The sequence below is a fragment of the Pseudomonas viciae genome (genome assembly GCF_004786035.1).
Classification (GTDB): domain Bacteria; phylum Pseudomonadota; class Gammaproteobacteria; order Pseudomonadales; family Pseudomonadaceae; genus Aquipseudomonas; species Aquipseudomonas viciae.
In genome coordinates, this window is record NZ_CP035088.1 from 614794 (window position 1) to 638919 (window position 24126).

At 60.9% G+C, this 24126-nt stretch carries 17 protein-coding genes, 2 tRNA genes and 1 pseudogene; 18 read left to right on the top strand and 2 right to left on the bottom strand.

What is annotated here, in order from left to right; genetic code table 11:
* Positions 1–7 precede the first annotated feature (7 nt).
* From hflX to EPZ47_RS30715, 7 genes and pseudogenes are all read left to right on the top strand, one after another.
* Complete coding sequence (gene hflX / locus EPZ47_RS02710; RefSeq protein WP_135843424.1) at positions 8–1309, top strand: ribosome rescue GTPase HflX; 1302 nt, start codon at positions 8–10, stop codon at positions 1307–1309.
* An 85-nt stretch (positions 1310–1394) separates the two neighbouring features.
* Positions 1395–2564, top strand: a complete 1170-nt coding sequence (hflK, locus tag EPZ47_RS02715; RefSeq protein ID WP_092222426.1) for an FtsH protease activity modulator HflK — start codon at positions 1395–1397, stop codon at positions 2562–2564.
* Positions 2564–3433, top strand: a complete 870-nt coding sequence (hflC, locus tag EPZ47_RS02720; RefSeq protein WP_135843425.1) for a protease modulator HflC — start codon at positions 2564–2566, stop codon at positions 3431–3433. Before hflK ends, hflC begins: the two co-directional genes overlap by 1 nt.
* A gap of 324 nt (positions 3434–3757) precedes the next feature.
* Entirely contained in the window at positions 3758–4945 is a 1188-nt protein-coding gene (locus EPZ47_RS02725) for an ATP phosphoribosyltransferase regulatory subunit (RefSeq protein ID WP_135843426.1), read from the top strand.
* Positions 4946–4999: 54 nt separating this feature from the next.
* Positions 5000–6292, top strand: a complete 1293-nt coding sequence (locus EPZ47_RS02730; RefSeq protein WP_072340143.1) for an adenylosuccinate synthase — start codon at positions 5000–5002, stop codon at positions 6290–6292.
* Positions 6293–7417: 1125 nt separating this feature from the next.
* Positions 7418–7471, top strand: a pseudogene (locus EPZ47_RS30710) (hypothetical protein); the annotation flags it as partial.
* A gap of 201 nt (positions 7472–7672) precedes the next feature.
* A complete protein-coding gene (locus tag EPZ47_RS30715; RefSeq protein WP_406550201.1) occupies positions 7673–8377 on the top strand; it encodes a methyl-accepting chemotaxis protein in 705 nt (234 codons plus the stop codon).
* A gap of 227 nt (positions 8378–8604) precedes the next feature.
* Here EPZ47_RS30715 and EPZ47_RS02740 read toward each other — a convergent pair.
* Positions 8605–8691 (bottom strand) — tRNA-Leu (locus tag EPZ47_RS02740).
* Positions 8692–8867: 176 nt separating this feature from the next.
* Positions 8868–8954 (bottom strand) — tRNA-Leu (locus tag EPZ47_RS02745).
* Between the two features lie 227 nt (positions 8955–9181).
* On the opposite strand from EPZ47_RS02745, the gene rnr reads away from it, so the two are divergent.
* The 11 genes from rnr to EPZ47_RS02810 all read left to right on the top strand — a co-directional run bounded on the left by rnr (position 9182) and on the right by EPZ47_RS02810 (position 24086).
* Positions 9182–11800, top strand: coding sequence for a ribonuclease R (gene rnr, locus EPZ47_RS02750; protein ID WP_135843428.1), 2619 nt, complete (start codon positions 9182–9184; stop codon positions 11798–11800).
* Positions 11797–12558, top strand: coding sequence for a 23S rRNA (guanosine(2251)-2'-O)-methyltransferase RlmB (gene rlmB, locus EPZ47_RS02755; RefSeq protein WP_135843429.1), 762 nt, complete (start codon positions 11797–11799; stop codon positions 12556–12558). The genes rnr and rlmB overlap by 4 nt, the downstream gene beginning before the upstream one ends.
* A gap of 309 nt (positions 12559–12867) precedes the next feature.
* Positions 12868–13296, top strand: a complete 429-nt coding sequence (gene rpsF / locus EPZ47_RS02765; protein ID WP_003186395.1) for a 30S ribosomal protein S6 — start codon at positions 12868–12870, stop codon at positions 13294–13296.
* Positions 13297–13324: 28 nt separating this feature from the next.
* Positions 13325–13555, top strand: a complete 231-nt coding sequence (gene rpsR / locus EPZ47_RS02770; RefSeq protein ID WP_002551829.1) for a 30S ribosomal protein S18 — start codon at positions 13325–13327, stop codon at positions 13553–13555.
* Positions 13556–13591: 36 nt separating this feature from the next.
* A complete protein-coding gene (locus EPZ47_RS02775; protein ID WP_135843430.1) occupies positions 13592–14485 on the top strand; it encodes a hypothetical protein in 894 nt (297 codons plus the stop codon).
* Positions 14486–14503: 18 nt separating this feature from the next.
* Positions 14504–14950: a 50S ribosomal protein L9 gene (gene rplI / locus EPZ47_RS02780; protein WP_047227319.1), complete on the top strand. Its 447-nt coding sequence runs from the start codon at positions 14504–14506 to the stop codon at positions 14948–14950.
* Positions 14951–15086: 136 nt separating this feature from the next.
* On the top strand, positions 15087–16484 hold the full coding sequence (gene dnaB / locus EPZ47_RS02785; protein ID WP_135843431.1) for a replicative DNA helicase: 1398 nt from the start codon (positions 15087–15089) through the stop codon (positions 16482–16484).
* 186 nt (positions 16485–16670) lie between these two features.
* Positions 16671–18971: a YgiQ family radical SAM protein gene (locus EPZ47_RS02790; RefSeq protein ID WP_135843432.1), complete on the top strand. Its 2301-nt coding sequence runs from the start codon at positions 16671–16673 to the stop codon at positions 18969–18971.
* A 280-nt stretch (positions 18972–19251) separates the two neighbouring features.
* Complete coding sequence (locus tag EPZ47_RS02800; RefSeq protein ID WP_135843433.1) at positions 19252–20178, top strand: Ssp4 family T6SS effector; 927 nt, start codon at positions 19252–19254, stop codon at positions 20176–20178.
* Positions 20175–20636: a hypothetical protein gene (locus tag EPZ47_RS02805; RefSeq protein ID WP_135843434.1), complete on the top strand. Its 462-nt coding sequence runs from the start codon at positions 20175–20177 to the stop codon at positions 20634–20636. The genes EPZ47_RS02800 and EPZ47_RS02805 overlap by 4 nt, the downstream gene beginning before the upstream one ends.
* A 174-nt stretch (positions 20637–20810) precedes the next feature.
* Positions 20811–24086 carry a transglutaminase family protein gene (locus EPZ47_RS02810; protein ID WP_135843435.1) on the top strand — a complete coding sequence of 1092 codons (3276 nt, stop codon included), beginning with the start codon at positions 20811–20813 and terminating at the stop codon, positions 24084–24086.
* Positions 24087–24126: the final 40 nt, after the last annotated feature.

The following is a 24126-nucleotide window of genomic DNA, read 5'->3' on the forward strand; positions in this document are numbered from 1 at the left end:
GTCTCCTTTGTTCTTTGAGCGCCACGGTGGTGGTGAGCGGGCCATTCTCGTTCACTTGGATGGACAGGACCCTGAGGCGCGCGAAGATCCGCAGGAGTTTCAGGAATTGGCATTGTCGGCCGGCGCCGAGACCGTCGCGTTTTTCAACGTGCCGCGTCATCGGCCAACCGCCAAATTCCTGATCGGCAGTGGCAAGGTCGAGGAGTTACGCGACCTGGTCAAGGCCGAGCACGTCGATCTGGTGATTTTCAATCACATCCTCACGCCCAGCCAGGAACGTAACCTCGAACGTGTTTTCGAGTGTCGCGTGATCGACCGTACGGGGCTGATTCTCGATATCTTCGCCCAGCGCGCCCGCACCCATGAAGGCAAGCTCCAGGTCGAACTGGCCCAGCTTGAGCATATGAGCACGCGGCTGGTTCGCGGCTGGACTCACCTTGAGCGGCAGAAGGGCGGTATTGGTCTGCGCGGCCCGGGTGAAACCCAGCTGGAAACCGACCGACGCCTGCTGCGGGTTCGCTTGCGCCAGATCAAGGGGCGCCTGGAAAAGGTCCGCAGCCAGCGCGAGCAGTCGCGGCGCGGGCGCAAACGCGCGGACATCCCGACGGTTTCACTGGTGGGCTATACCAACGCCGGCAAATCGACCCTGTTCAATAACGTCACCCAATCCGACGTCTATGCTGCTGACCAGTTGTTCGCCACGCTCGACCCGACCCTGCGCCGGCTCGATCTGGACGACCTCGGGCCGATCGTGCTGGCCGACACCGTAGGTTTCATCCGCCACCTGCCGCATAAGCTGGTCGAGGCTTTCCGGGCTACGCTCGAAGAGTCGAGCAACTCCGACCTGCTGCTGCACGTGATCGATGCCGCCGAGCCGGACCGGATGCTGCAGATCGAGCAAGTGATGGTGGTGCTGGGCGAGATCGGGGCCCAGGACTTGCCGATCCTCGAGGTATACAACAAACTCGATTTGCTCGAAGGCGTGGAGCCGCAGATCCAGCGCGATGCCGATGGCAAGCCGCAACGGGTCTGGTTGTCGGCCCGTGACGGCAGTGGCCTGGACCTGCTCAAGCAGGCCGTGGCGGAGCTGTTGGGCAACGATCTGTTTGTCGGCACGCTGAAGTTACCGCAACGTTTCGCCCGGCTGCGTGCCCAGTTCTTTGAGCTGGGGGCGGTGCAAAAAGAAGAGCATGACGACGAGGGTGTCTGTCTGCTGGCTGTTCGCCTGCCTCGGTCGGAGTTGAACCGACTGGTCAGTCGCGAAGGGTTGCAGCCGATGGAGTTCATCGAGCAACACACTTTGCAATAAAAGCCTGAGAAAGCTGTGTCAGGCATTCTGTAGCATTGGTCGGCGCGCCGTGGGTGCGTCTTTGCTTTATCAGATGGAGAGCGCTATGGCTTGGAATGAGCCGGGTGGCAACTCGAATAATCAGGATCCTTGGGGTGGCAAACGTCGTAACAACGGCGACCGCAAGGGGCCACCAGATCTCGACGAGGCCTTCCGAAAGCTGCAGGAAAGCCTGAACGGTTTGTTCGGTGGTGGTAAGAAACGTGGTGACGATGGCGGCGGTCGTCCGGGCAAGGGCGGCGGTTTCGGCCTGCTCGGCATTGGCCTGGTCGTGCTTGCGGCCGTCTGGCTGTACAGCGCGGTCTATGTCGTGGACGAGCAGGAGCAGGCCGTGGTGCTGCGCTTCGGCAAGTACTACGAGACGGTTGGTCCGGGCCTGAACATCTATTTCCCGCCGATCGACCAGAAGTACATGGAGAACGTCACGCGTGAGCGTGCGTACACCAAGCAGGGCCAGATGCTGACCGAAGACGAGAACATCGTCGAAGTGCCGCTGACCGTGCAATACAAGATCACCAACCTGCAGGACTTCGTACTGAACGTCGACCAGCCGGAAATCAGCCTGCAGCATGCGACCGAAAGTGCCTTGCGCCATGTGGTGGGTTCCACCGCCATGGACCAGGTGCTGACCGAAGGGCGTGAGTTGATGGCCAGCGAAATCAAGGAGCGCCTGCAACGGTTCCTCGATACCTATCGCACCGGTATCACCGTGACTCAGGTCAACGTCCAGAGCGCCGCGGCACCGCGTGAAGTCCAGGAAGCCTTCGACGACGTGATTCGTGCTCGTGAAGACGAACAGCGTTCGCGCAACCAGGCTGAAACCTATGCCAACGGCGTCGTGCCGGAAGCCCGTGGTCAGGCCCAGCGCATCATCGAAGATGCCAACGGTTATCGCGATGAAGTGGTCTCCCGCGCCAAGGGTGAGGCTGATCGCTTCACCAAGCTGGTGGCCGAGTATCGCAAGGCCCCAGAAGTCACCCGTGAGCGTCTGTACCTGGACACCATGCAGGAAGTCTTCAGCAACACCAGCAAGGTCCTCGTGACCGGCAACAAGAACGGCCAGAGCAATCTGCTGTACCTGCCGCTGGACAAGATGGTCGAGAGCGGTCGCAACACCAGCGCACCGTCGACCGGCGCGGCAGCCACCAGCAATGAAAGCAACGCCCGTGCGGCGGATCTGCAGCAACAGCAAGCACGTACCAGGGAGAGTCGCTGATGAGCAATAAATCGCTGATCGCCCTTATTGTCGGTGTCGTCGTGGCGATCGCTGCCTGGAACTGCTTCTACATCGTGGCTCAGACCGAGCGTGCGGTGTTGCTGCAGTTTGGTCGCGTGGTCCAGGCTGATGTCCAGCCAGGCCTGCATGTGAAAGTGCCGTACGTCAACAAGGTGCGCAAGTTCGACGCCCGCCTGATGACGTTGGACGCGCCGACGCAACGCTTCCTGACGCTGGAAAAGAAAGCCGTGATGGTCGACGCCTATGCCAAGTGGCGGGTGAAAGATGCCGAGCGCTTCTACACCGCGACCTCGGGCCTGAAGCAGATCGCCGACGAGCGTTTGTCCCGTCGTCTGGAATCGGGCCTGCGTGACCAGTTCGGTAAGCGCACGCTGCATGAAGTCGTGTCCGGTGAGCGTGATGCGCTCATGGCCGACATCACTCGTTCGCTGAACGCGATGGCGGAAAAAGAGCTGGGTATCGAAGTGGTCGATGTCCGGGTCAAGGCCATCGATTTGCCGAAGGAAGTGAATCGCAGCGTATTCGAGCGTATGAGCACCGAGCGTGAGCGTGAAGCCCGCGAGCACCGCGCCAAGGGTAACGAGCTGGCCGAAGGCATCCGTGCCGACGCCGATCGCCAACGTCGCGTGCTGCTGGCCGAAGCCTACCGTGAATCGGAAGAGGTCCGTGGTGATGGTGATGCCCAGGCCGCTTCGATCTACGCCAAGGCCTATGGTCAGGATCAGGAGTTCTACGGGTTCTACCGTAGCCTGCGCGCCTACCGTGAAAGTTTTGCGAACAAATCCGACGTCATGGTCCTGGACCCAAGCAGCGACTTCTTCCGTTACCTGGAAAAGGCCAAGCCTTGATGCGACGTTGACCTGAGGCACTCCGCCTGGCGGCTAAAGCGTCGGGCGGGGTGATCCTTTGGGAAAACGTGTGTATGATGCGGCAGCCGGGAAATTCCCGGCTTTTTTGCGTCTGCACGTTCGATTGCGTTCTTAGTTGCAGGCGTCGGGTTGAACGACTCGACAGGTTTTTCGAGGAAAGTGCCGGGCGAGGCCGATTGTGGGCCATTCGTCACGTCGCCCTTGCGCGTTTTTTGCCCAAGATGTGCGCATGGCTCAGGCATTTTCTGCTTCACTCAAGGCCAGCCCGAAAGCTGGCCGCCCGGACCATAGGGGAATGGCGTAATGGCAACGGTAGACCGCTGGCTGCTGCCAGATGGCATCGAAGAAGTACTGCCACCGGAAGCTGCGCGTATCGAAGTTGCGCGTCGGCAGGTGTTGGATCTGTTCCAGAGCTGGGGTTACGAGTTCGTCGTCACCCCGCATATCGAGTACCTGGAATCCCTGCTGACCGGCGCGGGCCAGGACCTGGATCTGCGCACCTTCAAGGTTATCGACCCGCAGTCGGGCCGGCAGATGGGTTTTCGTGCCGACATCACGCCACAAGTGGCGCGCATCGACGCCCACACCCTGCGCCGCGAAGGCCCGAGCCGGCTGTGCTACGCCGGCAGCGTGCTGCATGCCCAGCCACGCGCCTTGTCGTCTTCCCGGAGCCCCATCCAGCTGGGCGCCGAGTTGTATGGCGACGCCAGCCCGAGCAGCGACGTGGAGGTCATCAGCCTGATGTTGGCCATGTTGCAACTGGCCGACGTGCCCGATGTCCACATGGATCTGGGCCATGTCGGCATCTATCGTGGCCTGGCTCGCGCGGCCGGTCTGTCGGGAGAAGTGGAGCAACAATTGTTCGATGCGTTGCAGCGCAAGGCCATCGACGAAGTCATCAGCTTGACCGAAGGCCTGCCGGCTGATCTGTCGGGCATGCTGCGGGCGTTGGTGGGCCTGTGTGGCGGTCGTGAAGTACTGACGGCTGCCCGCGAACGCCTCGCCCATGCACCGGCGCCTGTGTTGGCGGCGCTGGATGATTTGCTGGCGGTTGCCGAGCGTCTGTCGGTGCGTTTCCCCGAGCTGCCGCTGTATTTCGACCTGGGCGAGTTGCGCGGTTATCACTACCACACCGGCGTGGTGTTCGCGGTGTTTGTACCGGGTGTGGGCCAGTCCATCGCCCAGGGCGGTCGTTATGACGATATCGGTGCCGACTTTGGTCGTGCCCGTCCGGCGACTGGCTTCTCCACCGATTTGAAAACCCTGGTGACCCTGGGGCGTGCTGAAGTCGAGCTACCGTCTGGCGGTATCTGGATGCCTGACAGTACGGATGCGGCACTCTGGCAGGCGGTCTGTCAGTTGCGCAGTGAGGGTCAGCGTGTTGTCCAGGCCTTGCCCGGGCAACCTTTGGCCGCCGCCCGTGAAGCGGACTGCGACCGGCAATTGATTCAGCAGAACGGGCTTTGGCAAGTATTGCCGCTGGCTTCTTGAGTTTTCCCGCCGGCTGCGGCCGGCACCAAGTTTGCGCGAATGAGGACAAGTGTTATGGGTAAGAATGTCGTAGTCCTGGGCACCCAGTGGGGTGATGAGGGCAAAGGCAAGATCGTTGATCTGCTGACCGAACATGCTGCCGCCGTAGTGCGCTACCAGGGTGGCCACAACGCAGGTCACACCTTGGTGATCGACGGTGAAAAAACCGTTCTGCACCTGATTCCGTCGGGCGTGCTGCGCGAAGGCGTGCAGTGCCTGATCGGCAACGGTGTGGTGGTCGCTCCCGACGCCTTGCTGCGGGAAATCGTCAAGCTGGAAGAAAAAGGCGTACCGGTGCGCGAGCGTCTGCGTATCAGCCCTTCCTGCCCGCTGATCCTGTCCTATCACGTTGCGCTGGACCAGGCCCGTGAGAAGGCCCGTGGCGAGCTGAAGATCGGCACCACCGGTCGCGGCATCGGCCCGGCCTATGAAGACAAAGTGGCCCGTCGCGGCCTGCGCATCGGGGATCTGTTCCACCGCGAGCGCTTCGCCGCCAAGCTGGGTGAGTTGCTGGACTACCACAACTTTGTCCTGGTCAATTACTACAAAGAGCCGGCCATCGACTTCCAGAAGACCCTGGACGAGTGCATGGAGTACGCCGAGCTGCTCAAGCCGATGATGCTCGACGTCACTGCCGAGCTGCACGAGCTGCGTCGCGCTGGCAAGGACATCATGTTCGAAGGTGCCCAGGGTTCGCTGCTGGACATCGACCACGGTACCTACCCGTACGTCACCAGCTCCAACACCACGGCTGGTGGCATCGCCACGGGGTCGGGTTTTGGCCCGATGTACCTGGATTACATCCTGGGTATCACCAAGGCCTACACCACCCGCGTCGGTTCGGGTCCGTTCCCGACTGAGCTGTTCGATGACGTTGGCGCTTTCCTGGCCAAGCGTGGCCACGAGTTTGGTGCTACCACTGGCCGTGCCCGTCGTTGCGGCTGGTTCGATGCCGTCATCCTGCGTCGCGCCATCGACGTCAACAGCATTTCGGGCCTGTGCCTGACCAAGCTGGACGTGCTGGACGGCCTGGAAACCATCAACATCTGCGTGGGCTACAAGAATCAGGACGGCGCTGTCATCGACGCACCGACCGACGCTGACAGCTACATCGGCCTGGAGCCGGTGTACGAGCAGATGCCAGGCTGGACCGAATCGACCGTGGGTGCCAAGACCCTGGAAGAGCTGCCAGTGGCGGCTCGCAACTACATCAAGCGCGTTGAAGAGTTGGTCGGTGCGCCGATCGACATTATTTCGACGGGGCCAGATCGCAACGAAACCATCGTTCTGCGTCACCCGTTCGCCTGATAAGTCATTGATGTAAAACACAAAGGACCCTCGTTTGGGTCCTTTGTCGTTTTTGCCTGCCAGACGGCACGACCCTTGCTACACACCATGAATAATAAGTACTTCTTTTGAAGTGCCATCAAATTAATGGCGTTAGTAGAGGGATTCCCTGTGTCGGCCGTTCTCTCACTGTTACAAAGCCGTTTGTTGCGGCCTGTGTTCGTTACCCTCGGTATCGCCCTTTTGGTGCAAGTGCTGGTGGCGGTTGCGCTGACCCGAAGCACGGTTACCGCGCTGGAGGCCGATCTAGGCGCCCGGCTGGGGGGCGACAGCCAAAAGTTGTCTGGCGAATTGGAACAGGCCGGGCGTGAAGTCACCTCGAGCCTGGACAGTTTGTCTGCCAGCACTCGTCAGCGCCTCACCGCCGGTTTATCCGCGCGTTTGAAGGACGAGCAGGCGCAGTTGCGGGCGACGCTGGAGAAAACCCTCAAGGATTCCGCCAATGATATGGCGCAACTCCTGGCCTCCGTCGCACCCCGCGCCATGTGGGACAGCGATGTGCCCACCCTCTCCGAGTTCGCTCGCCGGGCCCAGCGCAATCCCAACGTGTTGTTCGTCATCTATGACGACGCTGCTGGTGAGCACCTGACCCGCTATCTGAATCGGGAGAACCCGATCAACAAGGCCTTGCTGGAAAAGGGCAAGGGCGAGCGGGCGTTGGATAAGGTGTTGGATGCGGCGAAGAACGATCCGTCGGTGTATTACCTTGAGGCGTCGATCAATCCCAATGGCGTGGAGATCGGCAAAGTATTGATGGGGGTTTCCACGGCTTCCGTGGAAGCCGACCTGAAGGCGCTGGACCAGCGTTTCCTGGCCTTGATCGCCAGCAGCGACCAGTTGGTCGGCGACAGCCTCAAGGGGGCGGCGGCTGACAGCGCCACCGCCATGCGCGGCCGCCTGCAATCGGCCCAGGCCACCGCCACGCAAATGCAGACCAACACCGCGAGCACCGTGCAGGAAGCGGCAGGCACCTTGCGCTGGCGCATCGGCATGGGCCTGGCGCTGGTGGGCTTCGGTGTGCTGGTGCTGCTGGCCGTGGTGCTGGGGCGTCGGGTGGTCAATCGCTTGAAGCTGCTGATCGCGGCGATGAACGATCTGGCGGCAGGCGAGGGCGATCTGACCAAGCGCGTACAAATCAGCAGCAAGGATGAAATCGGCGACATGGCCTCGGCGGTCAATCGCTTTGTGGATAAGTTGCAACCCATCGTGCGGGAGGCGGGGGATGTGGCCCAGCGCACGGGTGTGGAAATCGGCGCGATGACCCTGCGCAACTCCGGTGCCGATGCGGCTGCCGGGATGCAGCGTGATGAAGTGGCCGAGAGTCTGCGGGCGCTGTCGCAAATGGCTGACGAAGCGCAGTCGGAAAGCCAGGCGATGCAGGCGGCCTTGCAGCAAGTGGTGGAAATCCGCCAGGCCACTGATGAAAACACCCGCACTTCGACCAAGGTCAGCGGTTTGATTGAGGCGCTGGCCGGGCAGGTGGATACCGGGGCGAAGGTCATCGAGCGACTGGCGCAGCAGAGCGAGCAGATCGAAGTGGTACTGACGGTGATTCACGGGATCGCCGAGCAGACCAACCTGTTGGCTTTGAACGCGGCCATCGAAGCGGCGCGCGCCGGAGAAACCGGGCGTGGGTTCGCGGTGGTGGCGGATGAGGTTCGGGCGTTGGCGAGCAAGACCCAAAGTTCCACGGGTGACATCCAGGCGCATATCGTGGCCCTGCAGCAGGGCGCTCGCGAGGCGGTGGCTGCGATTGGCCAGGCCGGGCGCCAGGCCAATGAGGGTCTGTTGGTGCTGCGTGACAGCGCGCGCTTGCAGCAGTCGGTGCAGGCCTCCGTGGAGCAGGTGCATGCGGCCATCGGCCTGGCGACCCAGGCGGCGGCGCATCAGGCCCAGGGCGCGCAAGCAGTGCGCGGACGGGTGGAAACCATTCATGCCCAGGCCGAGAAAGCGGCCCAGGCTGTGGTCGAGACCACTGCCAGCGGCAAGGTGTTGGATAGTTTGGCGGCGCAGTTGAAGGCGAGCCTGGGGCAGTTCAGGGCTTGATCGGGCGGCTGGGCTGGCCTCATCGCGAGCAAGCTCGCTCCCGCAGTTGATTTTCAGTGGATGCAGATTTTGTGTCCGACATGAATCCCTGTGGGAGCGAGCTTGCTCGCGATAGCGATTTCGGTGATTCAGATATTTTCGCGTCCGTTTCCAAGGCCCAGAAACGCAAAAACCCGCTTTCGCGGGTTTTTGTGAAGCTTGCAGATCATTGATCTGCTGCTTGAAATTGGTGCCCAGAAGAAGACTCGAACTTCCACGACCTTGCGGTCACCAGCACCTGAAGCTGGCGTGTCTACCAATTTCACCATCTGGGCAGCATCTTCAGCGTTGCCGCTGTTGATGTGGCGCACTATACGGAGCGCGTTTTAATCTGTAAACCCCTGTTTTTGTTTTAGTAATTGCCAAACGAAATTGCAGGTGCCAGAAACGCAAAAACCCGCTTTCGCGGGTTTTTGTGAAGCTTGCAGACCGTTGATCTGCTGCTTGAAATTGGTGCCCAGAAGAAGACTCGAACTTCCACGACCTTGCGGTCACCAGCACCTGAAGCTGGCGTGTCTACCAATTTCACCATCTGGGCAGTATCGGCAACGTGTGTACGTCGTCGATGGCGCGCACTATACGGAGCGTGTTTTTAACTGTAAACCCCTCACGGCAAAAAAACCGCTAAATTTCACGAGCGGTGCTTTTTCGGGCTTCAAAAGGTGGCGCAAAAGACTTTAGAAAAGACATCGCGTGCTTGAAATTTCCCGTTTCATTAAGCCTATGCCAAACTAACCCGCATATAGACAAGGTGAAAACTCTCTAATGGCCGATTGGCAGTCCCTCGATCCCGAGGCCGCTCGTGAAGCGGAAAAATATGAAAACCCTATTCCTAGCCGCGAACTGATCCTGGCGCATCTCGCCGATCGGGGTTCGCCTGCTAGCCGCGAGCAACTGGTCGAAGAGTTCGGTCTGACCACCGAAGACCAGCTCGAGGCCCTGCGCCGCCGTCTGCGCGCCATGGAGCGCGACGCACAGCTGATCTACACCCGGCGCGGCACCTATGCTCCCGTGGACAAGCTCGACCTGATCCTGGGTCGCATCGCCGGCCACCGTGACGGCTTCGGCTTCCTGATCCCGGACGATGGCAGTGATGACCTGTTCATGAGCCCGGCGCAAATGCGCTTGGTGTTCGACGGTGACCGGGCCCTGGCCCGCGTGTCCGGCCTGGACCGCCGTGGTCGTCGTGAAGGCGTGATCGTCGAAGTGGTGTCCCGTGCCCACGAAAGCATTGTCGGCCGTTACTTCGAAGAAGGCGGCATCGGCTTTGTCGTCGCGGACAACCCGAAGATCCAGCAAGAAGTGTTGGTCACTCCGGGGCGTAACGCCAACGCCAAGGTCGGTCAGTTCGTCGAGGTGAAGATCACCCACTGGCCAACCCCGCGCTTCCAGCCGCAAGGCGATGTGGTGGAAGTGGTCGGCAACTACATGGCGCCGGGCATGGAAATCGATGTCGCCCTGCGTACTTATGACATCCCGCACGTATGGCCTGAAGCGGTGCTCAAAGAAGCCGCCAAGCTCAAGCCGGAAGTTGAAGAGAAAGACAAAGAGAAGCGCATCGACCTGCGTCACCTGCCGTTCGTCACCATCGACGGCGAAGACGCCCGGGACTTCGACGATGCGGTCTACTGCGAAGCCAAGCCTGGCAAGCTGCGCCTGTTCTCCGGCGGCTGGAAGTTGTACGTGGCGATCGCCGACGTCTCCAGTTACGTGAAGCTCGGCTCGGCGCTGGACGCCGAAGCCCAGGTGCGTGGCAACTCGGTGTATTTCCCCGAGCGCGTCGTGCCAATGCTGCCAGAGCAACTGTCCAACGGGCTGTGCTCGCTCAACCCCCACGTCGATCGCTTGGCCATGGTTTGTGAGATGAGCATCTCCAAATCCGGCGAAATGACCGACTACTGCTTCTACGAGGCGGTGATCCATTCTCACGCCCGTCTGACCTACAACAAGGTCAGCGCGATGCTGGAGACGCCAAAACTGGCCGAGTCGCGCAAGCTGCGCGGCGAATACACCGATGTGGTGCCGCACCTCAAACAGCTCTATTCGCTGTACAAGGTGCTGCTGGGGGCGCGTCATGTGCGTGGTGCGATCGATTTCGAAACCCAGGAAACCCGGATCATCTTCGGTACCGAGCGCAAAATCGCTGAAATCCGTCCGACCATTCGTAACGACGCGCATAAACTGATCGAGGAATGCATGCTGGCGGCCAACGTGGCCACTGCCGAGTTCCTGAAGAAACACGAAATCCCTGCGTTGTACCGGGTCCACGACGGCCCGCCGCCGGAGCGCCTGGAAAAACTGCGGGCGTTCCTCGGTGAACTTGGCCTGTCCCTGCACAAAGGCAAGGACGGTCCGTCGCCCAAGGATTACCAGGCCTTGCTGGCCAGTATCAAGGATCGTCCGGATTTCCACCTGATCCAGACCGTCATGCTGCGCTCGCTGAGCCAGGCGGTGTACAGCGCCGATAACCAGGGCCACTTCGGCCTGAATTACGAAGCCTACACCCACTTCACTTCGCCGATCCGCCGCTACCCCGACCTGCTCACGCACCGGGCGATCCGCAGTGTGATCCATTCGAAGGCGAACACCCCGCACGTCAAGCGTGCTGGTGCGATGAGTATTCCCAAGGCGCGCATCTATCCGTACGACGAGGCAGCCCTGGAGCAGCTCGGCGAGCAGTGCTCGATGAGCGAGCGGCGTGCCGACGAAGCGACTCGCGACGTGGTGAACTGGCTCAAGTGCGAATACATGAAGGATCGCGTCGGTGAGTCGTTCCCGGGTGTGATCACTGCCGTGACCGGTTTCGGCCTGTTCGTCGAGCTGACCGATATCTACGTCGAAGGCCTGGTGCATGTCACTGCGCTGCCGGGCGATTACTACCACTTCGACCCTGTGCATCATCGCCTGGCAGGCGAGCGCACCGGTCGCAGCTTCCGTCTTGGCGATACCGTCGAAGTGCGGGTGATGCGCGTCGATCTCGACGAGCGCAAGATCGATTTCGAGATGGCGGAAAAAACCATCAGTGCGCCGATTGGCCGCAAAAAACGTGGTAGCGAAACCGCTGCGCCTGCGGCCAAGACCGCCGCCGAGCCTGCGTCGTCCAAGTCCGGGCGTCGCGGTCCGGCCAAGGAAAAAGCCGTCGAGGCCTATCGCCCAAGCGATGCGGCGGCGAAAAACGCCGAGTTGCGCAAAAGCCGTGAGATGAAGCAGGCGTTGCTCGCCGAAGCCAAGAGCGGTGGTAAAGCGGCGTCTGGGGGAAAGACCGGAAGGTCGGCCCCGGACAGCGCGACCAGCAAACCGAGCAAACACCGTAAAGGCCCGCCCAAAGCGGGCTCGGCCCCCGCCAAAAGCGGCGGGGCGCGTAAACCCAAGGCCAAGTCATGAGTCAGTTGGAAAAAATCTACGGCGTGCATGCCGTGGAAGCGTTGCTGCGTCATCATCCCAAGCGGGTCAAGCAGATCTGGTTGGCGGAGGGTCGTAGCGATCCGCGAGTCCAGACCCTGGTCGAGTTGGCCAACGAAAGCCGTGTTGCGGTCGGCCAGGCCGAACGGCGGGAGATGGACGCCTGGGTTGAGGGCGTGCACCAGGGCGTCGTGGCCGAGGTCAGCCCGAGCCAGGTCTGGGGCGAAGCAATGCTCGACGAACTGCTCGATCGCACCGAAGGCGCGCCTTTGTTGCTGGTGCTCGATGGCGTGACCGACCCGCACAACCTCGGCGCCTGCCTGCGTTCGGCGGATGCCGCCGGTGCGTTGGCGGTGATCGTGCCTAAAGACAAGTCGGCAACCTTGACGCCAGTGGTGCGTAAGGTTGCCTGCGGCGCGGCGGAAGTGATTCCGCTGGTGGCCGTGACCAACCTGGCGCGCACCCTGGAAAAACTCCAGCAGCGCGGCCTGTGGGTCGTGGGCACGGCGGGCGAGGCTGAGGTCAGCATTTATGACCAGGACCTGACTGGCCCGACCATCCTGATCATGGGCGCCGAAGGCAAGGGCATGCGCCGCCTGACCCGCGAGCATTGCGACTACCTGGTCAAGCTGCCGATGGCTGGTAGCGTCAGCAGTCTCAATGTCTCAGTCGCGACGGGTGTGTGCCTGTTCGAGGCGCTGCGCCAGCGTAGCGTCAAGACTACCGCCAAGAAGCCTTAAGCCGGACGCAAGTCAAATGTGGGAGCGGGCTTGCTCGCGAAAGCGCAGTGTCATTCAACCTATTTGTTGAATGTCGGACCGCATTCGCGAGCAAGCCCGCTCCCACATTGGTTTTTGTGTATGGATGAAGACTGGTTGTTGTTCAAATAATCACCAATCACCTTGCGCCGCCCTCGGCCCTTCTCTACAATTGCGCCCCTTGCTGTGATGGCAGGCACTTATGTGTCTAGCGTCCACAAGTCCATAAGTGTCATTCACTCCTTGTCTGACCGTTTTTGAGCGGCAGGCTACAACCCGTAAGGAGCATTCATGCGTCATTACGAAATCATCTTTTTGGTCCACCCGGATCAAAGCGAGCAAGTCGGCGGCATGGTTGAGCGTTACACCAAGCTGATCGAAGAAGACGGCGGCAAAATCCACCGTCTGGAAGATTGGGGCCGTCGTCAACTGGCCTACGCAATCAACAATGTTCACAAGGCTCACTACGTGATGCTGAACGTTGAGTGCACCGGCAAGGCCCTGGCCGAGCTGGAAGACAACTTCCGCTACAACGATGCAGTGATCCGTAACCTGGTCATCCGTCGCGAAGAAGCCGTTACCGGCCAATCCGAGATGCTCAAGGCTGAAGAAAACCGCAGTGAGCGCCGTGAGCGTCGCGACCGTCCTGAGCACTCTGACAGCGCCGATGGCGATGACAGCGATAGCGACAGCGACAACAGCGATAACGCTGACGAGTAATCCACGGACCTTTTAAGGAGCCAATCACATGGCACGTTTCTTCCGTCGTCGTAAATTCTGCCGCTTCACCGCTGAAGACGTGAAAGAGATCGATTACAAAGATCTCAACACTCTGAAAGCCTACGTATCCGAGACCGGCAAAATCGTTCCAAGCCGCATCACCGGTACCAAAGCTCGTTATCAGCGTCAGCTGGCCACCGCTATCAAGCGCGCCCGCTTCCTGGCCCTGCTGGCCTACACCGACAGCCACGGCCGCTGAGACCGGGCAGTCGATACGTAGCAAAGGATTGAATGCATGCGCGCCATAGCTGAGTTCATTATGCGCGGCCGTATGCAGGCCACTCTGGTAGTGGCTGGATGCGCGGCATTGCCGTTGTTGTATTGGTTGGGTGCTGCCGCGGTGAGTCTTGTACTCCTGCGGCGCGGATTGAAGGACGCCTTGGGCGTTCTTGCTCTGGGACTGCTGCCAGCCTTGTTCTGGTGGTTGTATTCCGCTGACCCGCGGGCACTCATGGTGCTGCTGGGGTCTTCGGCGCTGGCGTTGGTGTTGCGCGCCAGCGAATCCTGGAACCGCGTGCTGCTGGTCAGCATAGCGATGGGAGTGGTGTTTTCAGTGGTGCTCGGGGTGGCTTTTGCGCTCCAGATCGAGATGCTGTCGCAGGCTTTGATAAAAATCCTGCCCGAGGCCCTCGGTGATCTCTACCAGCAGATGTCGGTAGAGGAGCAGGCGCGTTTCGCGTCCCTGATCGCACCGGTCCTGACCGGCCTGATTGCGGCCTTGTTGCAAATCGTCAGTGTGCTGAGCCTGATTGTCGGGCGCTACTGGCAGGCGTTGTTGTACAACCCGGGTGGTTTTGGTCGCGAGTTTCGCGCCATCCGATTCCCGTTTGGGCTGGCGATGTTGCTGCTGGCGGGCATGCTTCTGGGGCCGAACTTCGGTCCGCAGATGGCCATGCTTACGCCGCTGTGCAGTGTACCGCTGGTATTCGCCGCGCTGGCCCTGATGCACGGGCTGGTGGGGCAAAAACGACTGGCCAGGTTCTGGCTGGTGGGGTTGTACGTCACGTTGTTGCTGTTCATGCAACTGATCTATCCGTTGCTGGTGGTCTTGGCCATCGTCGACAGCCTGATTGATTTTCGCGGTCGTATGGCGCCGAAAGACGCCGACAACGCGAACGGTGAAGGTTAAAAGTTAGAGGATTTTCACATGCAACTGATCCTTCTGGAAAAAGTCACCAACCTGGGCAACCTGGGTGACAAAGTAAACGTTAAGGCCGGTTACGGTCGTAACTACCTGCTGCCTTACGGCAAAGCCACCGCTGCGACCGCTGCCAACCTGGCTGCGTTCGAAGAGCGTCGCGCTGAGCTGGAAAAAGCCGCAGCAGACCGTAAGACCTCGGCTGAAAGCCGTGCTGCCCAACTGGCCGAGCTGGAAGTGACCATCACTGCCACCGCTGGCGACGAAGGCAAGCTGTTCGGTTCGATCGGTACTCACGACATCGCTGACGCACTGACCGCCTCCGGCGTTGAAGTGTCGAAAAGCGAAGTTCGTCTGCCGAACGGCACCATCCGCAACGTAGGCGAATTCGACGTAGCCGTGCACCTGCACGCCGAAGTTGAAGCCACCGTACGCGTTGTCGTGGTAGCAGCCTAAGCAACACCTGTCGGTTGGCACCCTCGGGTGCTAGCCGGTAACATCGGGCACGATCCTGTTTACAGGTCGTGCCCTTTGTCTTTCTGCAATTGCTGATTTTCATAACCCCCTGGGTTTCCCAAAGAATCAAGTGGCCATGAACGAAATCACCGCTCCAGAGCAATACGATCTGCAAACCGCTGCCCTGAAGGTGCCTCCGCATTCCATCGAGGCCGAACAGGCCGTGCTCGGTGGCCTGATGCTGGACAACAACGCCTGGGAGCGGGTGCTCGATCAAGTTTCCGACGGCGATTTCTATCGACATGACCACCGCCTGATTTTCCGTGCGATCGCCAAGTTGGCCGATCAGAACATGCCGATCGACGTCGTGACCCTGTCCGAGCAATTGGACAAGGAAGGTCAGACATCCCAGGTCGGCGGTCTCGGTTACCTGGGCGAATTGGCCAAAAACACGCCGTCGGTCGCCAACATCAAGGCCTATGCCCAGATCGTGCGCGAGCGGGCGACCTTGCGCCAATTGATCGGCATCAGCACCGAAATCGCCGACAGCGCCTTCAACCCGGAAGGCCGCACCGCTGCCGAGATCCTCGATGAAGCCGAACGGCAGATCTTTCAGATCGCCGAGGCCCGGCCGAAAACCGGCGGCCCGGTCAGCGTCAACGACCTGCTGACCAAGGCCATCGACCGCATCGACACCTTGTTCAACACCGACAATGCCATCACCGGCCTGTCCACCGGCTACACCGACCTCGACGAGAAGACCAGCGGCCTGCAGCCATCCGACCTGATCATCGTCGCCGGCCGTCCGTCCATGGGTAAAACCACCTTTGCGATGAACCTGGTGGAAAACGCCGTGTTGCGCAGTGACAAGGCGGTCCTGGTGTACTCCCTCGAGATGCCAGGCGAATCGCTGATCATGCGTATGCTCTCGTCCCTGGGGCGTATCGATCAGACCAAGGTTCGTTCCGGCCAGCTGGAAGACGACGATTGGCCGCGCCTGACTTCAGCGGTCAACCTGCTCAATGATCGCAAGCTGTTCATCGACGATACGGCGGGTATCAGCCCGTCGGAAATGCGTGCCCGAACCCGGCGCCTGGTGCGTGAGCACGGTGAGGTCGGGCTGATCATGATCGACTACCTGCAATTGATGCAGATCCCAGGCTCCAGCGGCGACAACCGGACCAACGAGATTTCTGAAATCTCTCGTTCCCTCAAGGCCCTGGCCAAGGAATTCAACTGCCCGGTGGTGGCGCTTTCCCAGTTGAACCGCTCCCTGGAACAGCGCCCCAACAAGCGCCCGGTGAACTCCGACTTGCGGGAATCCGGAGCGATCGAGCAGGACGCCGACGTCATCATGTTCGTGTACCGCGACGAGGTGTATCACCCCGAGACGGAACACAAGGGCATCGCTGAGATCATCATCGGCAAGCAGCGGAACGGCCCGATCGGCTTCATTCGTCTGGCGTTCATCGGTAAATACACTCGATTCGAGAACCTGGCGCCGGGTAGCTACAATTTTGATGACGACGAGTAACGTGTGCGGGCTTGCTCGCGAAAGCGGTGTGCCCGGCAACCTCAGCGTCGACTGACACACCGCCTTCGCGAGCAAGCCCGCTCCCACAGGGGGGAGCGCAATTTCCGACCATAGCCGTCGGAATTGGTTAATTTTTGTGCTATATTCCGCGCCCGCGATTTTTCATCTTTTATACCGGTCATCGACATGCAAGCAGCCAAGCCGTTATTTGACTATCCCAAGTACTGGGCCGAATGTTTCGGCCCAGCGCCATTCCTGCCCATGAGCAGGGAGGAGATGGATCAGCTTGGCTGGGATTCATGCGACATCATCATCGTGACCGGTGATGCCTACGTCGATCACCCGTCATTCGGCATGGCGATCATCGGCCGTCTGCTGGAAGCCCAGGGCTTTCGCGTCGGGATCATCGCCCAGCCGAACTGGCAGTCCAAAGACGATTTCATGAAGCTCGGTGAGCCCAACCTGTTTTTCGGCGTCGCGGCCGGCAACATGGACTCGATGATCAACCGCTACACCGCCGACAAGAAAATCCGTTCCGATGACGCCTATACCCCCGGTGGTCTGGCGGGCAAGCGGCCGGACCGTGCGAGCCTGGTCTACAGCCAGCGCTGTAAGGAAGCCTACAAGCACGTGCCTATCGTGCTCGGCGGCATCGAAGCGTCCCTGCGCCGCATCGCGCATTACGATTACTGGCAGGACCGGGTGCGTAACTCGATCCTGATCGACGCCTGCGCCGACATCCTGCTCTACGGCAACGCCGAGCGTGCGATTGTCGAAGTCGCCCAGCGTCTGTCCTACGGTCATAAGATCGAAGACATCACCGATGTGCGCGGCACGGCGTTCATCCGCCGCGACACCCCGCAAGGCTGGTACGAAGTCGATTCCACGCGCATCGACCGTCCGGGCAAGGTCGACAAGATCATCAACCCGTACGTGAACACCCAGGACACCCAGGCTTGCGCTATCGAGCAGGAAAAGGGACCGGTTGAAGATCCGAGCGAAGCCAAGGTCGTGCAGATCCTGGCGAGCCCGAAGATGACCCGCGACAAAACCGTGATTCGTCTGCCATCGGTGGAAAAGGTTCGCGGCGACGCGGTGCTGTACGCCCACGCCAACCGCGTACTTCACCTTGAAACCAATCCGGGCAACGCCCGTGCCTTGGTGCAGAAGCATGGCGACGTCGATGTCTGGTTCAATCCGCCGCCCATTCCGATGACCACTGAGGAAATGGACTACGTGTTTGGCATGCCTTACGCGCGTGTTCCGCACCCAGCGTACGGCAAGGAAAAGATCCCGGCCTACGAGATGATCCGTTTTTCGGTGAACATCATGCGCGGCTGCTTTGGCGGCTGCACCTTCTGCTCGATCACCGAGCACGAAGGCCGGATCATCCAGAACCGCTCTGAAGAATCGATCATTCGCGAGATCGAAGAAATCCGCGACAAGGTTCCGGGTTTCACCGGCGTTATTTCCGACCTCGGCGGCCCGACCGCGAACATGTACCGCATCGCCTGCAAGAGCCCGGAAATCGAATCCGCGTGCCGCAAGCCATCCTGTGTGTTCCCTGGGATCTGCCCGAACCTCAATACCGACCATTCTTCGCTGATCCAGTTGTACCGCAGCGCCCGGGCCTTGCCTGGGGTGAAGAAGATCCTGATCGCCTCCGGCCTGCGTTACGACCTGGCGGTCGAGTCGCCGGAATACGTCAAGGAGCTGGTGACCCACCACGTCGGCGGTTACCTGAAGATCGCCCCGGAGCACACCGAGGAAGGTCCGCTCAACCAGATGATGAAGCCGGGCATCGGCAGCTATGACAAATTCAAGCGGATGTTCGAGAAGTACACCAAGGAAGCCGGGAAAGAGCAGTACCTGATTCCGTACTTCATCGCCGCCCACCCGGGCACCACCGATGAAGACATGATGAACCTGGCGTTGTGGCTCAAGGGCAACGGTTTCCGGGCCGACCAGGTGCAGGCGTTCTATCCGTCGCCGATGGCCACGGCCACCGCCATGTACCACTCGGGCAAGAACCCGCTGCGCAAGGTCACCTACAAGAGCGACGCGGTGACCATCGTCAAGAGCGAGGAGCAGCGCCGCCTGCACAAGGCGTTCTTGCGTTATCACGATCCCAAGGGCTGGCCGATGCTGCGCGAAGCGCTGACCCGCATGGGCCGCGCCGACCTGATCGGGCCGGGCAAGAACCAGTTGATCCCGTTGCATCAGCCGGCCACCGACAGCTACCAGAGCGCCCGTCGCAAGAACTCGACACCGGCCGGCAGCCACAAGGTGGGCAAGGAAACCACCAAGATCCTGACCCAGCACACCGGCCTGCCACCACGCGCCAGCGACGGCGGCAACGCGTGGGACAAGCGCGAGCAAGCCAAGGCCGCGGCATTCGCCCGCAACCAGCAGGCCGCCAAAGAACGCAAGGATGCCGCCAAGGGCAAAGGTCCGAAGCCGGCGCGCAAGCCTGTCGTGCCGCGCTGATCCTTGAGCGACAACGTAAAACGCCAGCCTGAGTGCTGGCGTTTTGCTTTCTAGCGGCGGTGCTGGCCGTTTGTTATCGTGGCGCCCGCATAGCCCTTGTGGCGAGGGAGCTTGCTCCCGCTCGGCGGCGAAGCCATCGTAAACCGGCTGGCACGGTCTATCTGGGAAAATTGCATTGGTTTGTTTGGGGCTGCTTCGCAGCCCAGCGGGAGCAAGCTCCCTTGCCACAGGGTTCAGTGTGGATAAAAGTCTCACCCTCCGATTCTCAAGGACGATTCATATGAGCAGCGCTTCAACGGGCATCGGCATGGACCTGAACTTCTCCCAGTTCATGGCCCGCAAACGCATCGAAAGCCAGATCAACCTGCCACGCCTGTTCGCGGCCATCGACGCCGATCCAGGCATTGCCGGGGCGGGCGTGGTGTATGTCGATTCCGAATACAACGTCGTGACCCTGCGCGAATTCAAGCCGATTTGCAGCATCGCGCCCAAGCGCATCATTTTGCGCGAGGCGAAAAAATACATCGCGCCGCAGCAATTCATCGATCAGGTAAAAAGCAGCCCGCGCGAGTCCAAGCTTGGACTTGAAGCAACCAACGCCGGCTTGTCCTGTGTCGCCGCGGTGATTGGTTGGGTGGTGGTGTTCAGTGGAAGCGTCGCTGTGCCCTTTACGGCGGGGGCAAGTGCCTTTGTCGTTGCCCTGGGCGCCGCTGCCGCGACGGCCAGTACCGCGCAATGCGTCATTGGCGGGATGCGGGTGGCGAATGAGCTGACCAACCCGACTGGCAACGATGAGATGAACGACGCTGACTGGTACAACATCGTATCCCCGGTCCTTGACGGGGTTTCCCTGGTGGGCGTCGGCGGGTCAGCCCTGACGACTGTTCGTCTGCTCAAGGCCAATAAAGCGTCTGCCACCGGAAAAAGCTGGTACCAGTTGCTCAAGGGGTTGAACCGGCAGGAACGAAGCAAGTTAACCAAGGAACTGTTGACGCTGAAGGACCCTAGCCTGACCGCAAAATTGCTCAAGCTGCAGCAACGAGCGGGGGCCGTCCCCAAGCGTTATTCTTCTGCGGAAATCAGGCACGCTACGCTGACCCAGATTAAAGACTCCCTGGGTGGCGCTCTGGGCGTTATCGGCAGTTATACAGGGGGCGGCCATGTGAAAACCGTCGCCGTCGGCCTGTACGAGGAGTTCACGGAGTGATCGGCGGGGGCTCACTGAAGAGCTTTCTTGCCCGCTATTTTCCGGTTTTCATGGGCACCATTCTGCTCGGGTGCTTTTCAGGATCAACGCTGCTCGTCTTGGCTGGGACGACTTACTGGCGTGCCTTGGAGGCTTCCGTCAGGGTTGATTATGTCGGGCTCGGCACTTTGGCTCTGGTGGTCATTTTGGTCTTGGGCAACCTCATGATCGCTCGCGGGCGCGCCTGGGCGGTCTGGTGGGTGGCCGGCTATTTCCTGTTATGCCTGGCAGCGGTGTTGCCGATGTTTGCCTACCGACCGCATCAAGGCGTCTACCTGTTCGCTGTGCTACTGCCGCTGCTGGGGCTGTTGCTGCTCAATAGCAAACGCCATCGGGAAATGCGCAGCAAACTGATAGAAATCCGTCGCCAGCGTGAGCTCATCATCCAGGCCGCCAAAGCTGAACGCACACGCCGCTGAGTCGATTCGCTACCTCGGTGCCACATTTATGTGCGCCGCTTTGCACCCGAATGCGAGCATCGCGCGTTTTTAGTGCTCTACTGCGCTATGTAGACGAAGAAAGTGTCCGGCCTGCCTGCATGGCATAAGTCTTGCGCCGCTTTCGATAACGCCCAGGCTCGCAGGAGGCACGCTGTGTCGATCCATGTCGCATTGCATCACGTCACGCATTACCGCTACGACCGCGCTGTCGAACTCGGCCCGCAGATCGTTCGCCTGCGCCCGGCGGCCCATAGCCGCACGCGCATTCTTTCGTATGCGCTGAAGGTTTCGCCCGACCAACATTTCATCAACTGGCAGCAGGATCCCCAGGGCAATTATCTGGCGCGACTGGTGTTTCCCGAGAAAACCCGGGAGCTGCGGATCGAAGTCGATCTGCTGGCGGAAATGGCGGTGTTCAACCCGTTCGATTTTTTCCTCGAGCCCTACGCCGAAAAGATCCCGTTCTCCTACGCGGCCGATGAACGCAAGGAGTTGGCGCCTTATCTGGAAACCCTGCCGCTGACGCCGAAGTTCCAGGCTTATCTGGACGGCATCGACCGCACGCCGCTGCCGGCGGTGGATTTTCTGGTGGCGCTCAACCAGCGCCTGAGCGAAGACATCAACTACCTGATCCGCATGGAGCCCGGCGTCCAGACCCCGGAGCACACCTTGGAGCACGCGTCCGGCTCCTGCCGCGACTCGGCCTGGCTGTTGGTGCAGTTGTTGCGCAACCTCGGCCTGGCCGCGCGGTTCGTGTCCGGTTACCTGATCCAGTTGACCGCCGATGTGAAAAGCCTCGATGGCCCGTCCGGAACCGAGGTGGACTTTACCGACCTGCATGCCTGGTGCGAGGTATACCTGCCCGGTGCCGGCTGGATCGGCCTGGATGCGACGTCCGGGTTGTTCGCTGGCGAAGGACACATCCCATTGGCCTGTAGTCCCGATCCGTCTTCTGCAGCGCCCATCAGTGGCTTGGTGGAGCCTTGCGAGTGCGAGTTCAGCCATGAAATGTCCGTGGAGCGGATCTGGGAAGCTCCTCGCGTAACCAAGCCTTACACCGAAGAACAATGGCTGGCGATCCAGGCGTTGGGTCACCAGATCGATGCCGACCTGCTGGAGGGCGACGTGCGCCTGACCATGGGCGGCGAACCGACCTTCGTGTCCATCGATGACCCGGACGGCGCCGAATGGAACACCGCCGCGCTTGGACCGGACAAGCGCCGGCTCTCCGCCGAGCTGTTCCAGCGCATGCGCAGTCACTACGCGCCCAAGGGGCTGGTGCATTTCGGCCAGGGCAAGTGGTATCCGGGCGAGCAACTGCCGCGCTGGTCGCTCAACTGTTATTGGCGGCGTGATGGGGTGCCGATCTGGCACAACGGCGCATTGATCGCCGACGAGCAGCAGGACTACGGCGCCGATGGCGAATTGGCGGGGCGTTTTCTGACGAGCGTCGCCGAACGCCTGAACATTCCTGCGCGGTTCGTGTTCCCGGCCTACGAAGACAATTTCTATTACCTCTGGCGCGAAGGCGCGTTGCCGTCGAATGTCACGGCCGAGGATCCGCGTCTGGAAGACGCCCTGGAGCGGGCACGCCTGCGCAAGGTCTTCAGCCAGGGCCTGGACAAAGTGATCGGGCAGGTCCTGCCGCTGGCGCGCACCGCCAAGGGCGATCAATGGCAAAGTGGTCGGTGGTACCTGCGGGACAACCACTGCCGGTTGGTGCCGGGGGATTCGCCCCTGGGCTATCGCTTGCCACTGGCGTCCCAGCCTTGGGTGACGGCGGCCGAGTACCCGTTTATCCATCCCACCGACCCGAACCAGGATTTGCCCGAGTTGCCCGACACCGAGCGACTGGCGCGTCATGGCGAGCCGGCCGTCGAACTGGATCGTGTTCCGCAGATCGATAAGTCCGCGGACTGGCTGACGCGCACCGCCTTCTGTGCCGAGGCCCGGGAAGGCCGGTTGTACCTGTTCATGCCGCCACTGGAGCGGGTCGAGGATTACCTGGAACTGGTCAGCGCCATCGAGGCGACGGCCGAAGAGCTGCAATGCCCGGTGCTGTTGGAAGGCTATGAGCCGCCGAGCGATCCGCGCTTGAGCAATTTCCGCATCACCCCCGATCCGGGTGTGATCGAGGTCAACGTGCAGCCATCGGCGACCTGGGATGAGCTGGTCGAGCGCACCGAATTTCTATACGAAGAGGCGCGACAAACCCGACTGACCACCGAGAAGTTCATGATCGACGGTCGGCACACCGGCACCGGCGGCGGAAACCATTTCGTACTGGGGGGGGCGACACCGGCTGACTCACCGTTCCTGCGGCGTCCCGATCTGCTGCGCAGTCTGATCAGTTACTGGCATAACCACCCGTCATTGTCCTACCTGTTTTCCGGATTGTTCATCGGCCCGACTTCCCAGGCACCTCGGGTGGACGAGGCGCGCAACGACGCGTTGTATGAGCTGGAAATCGCTTTCGCGCAAATGCCTCAGCCCGGTGAGGAATGCCCGCCCTGGTTGGTTGACCGGCTGTTGCGCAACCTGTTGATCGACGTGACCGGCAACACCCATCGCGCCGAATTCTGTATCGATAAACTCTATTCGCCGGACGGCGCCACCGGGCGCCTGGGCCTGTTGGAGTTACGCGCTTTCGAAATGCCGCCTCACGCGCGCATGAGCCTGGCCCAGCAACTGTTGCTGCGGGCGCTGGTGGCGCGGTTCTGGCGTGAGCCCTATGCACCGGCGAAACTGGCGCGATGGGGCACCGAGTTGCATGACCGCTTCCTGTTGCCACACTTTATCGAGCAGGATTTTGCCGACGTCATCGAGGAGCTGAACGCTGCCGGCTACCCGCTGCGGACCGAGTGGTTCGCCGCGCACCTGGAGTTCCGCTTTCCCAAGGTGGGCGATTACGCGGTCAGTGGCATCGAGTTGCAATTGCGCCAGGCCCTCGAACCCTGGCATGTGCTGGGGGAAGAGGGCGCGGTGGGCGGCACCGTGCGTTATGTGGATTCATCCCTGGAGCGCTTGCAGGTCAAGCTCAGCGGCCTGGCGCCGCAACGCTACCTGCTGACGTGCAATGGCGTGCCGGTACCGTTGCAACCCACCGGGCGGGTCGGCGAGTTCGTCGCCGGGGTGCGGTTCCGCGCCTGGCAACCGGCCAACTGCCTGCAACCGACCATCCCGGTCCATGCGCCGCTGGTCTTCGATGTGCTCGACACCTGGATGCAACGCTCCGTGGGCGGTTGCCAGTACCATGTGGCCCATCCGGGCGGGCGTAACTACGACAGCCTGCCGGTGAATGCCAACGAGGCGGAGAGTCGGCGAATGGCGCGTTTTTTCCGCATCGGACACACGCCTGGGAAACTTCCGATACCCAACCTGGCAATGGATGACGAGTTTCCCTTCACTCTCGATCTGCGACGTTTTTAACGCCTACACGACACCCGGATATTTCAACTATCCGGGCGTC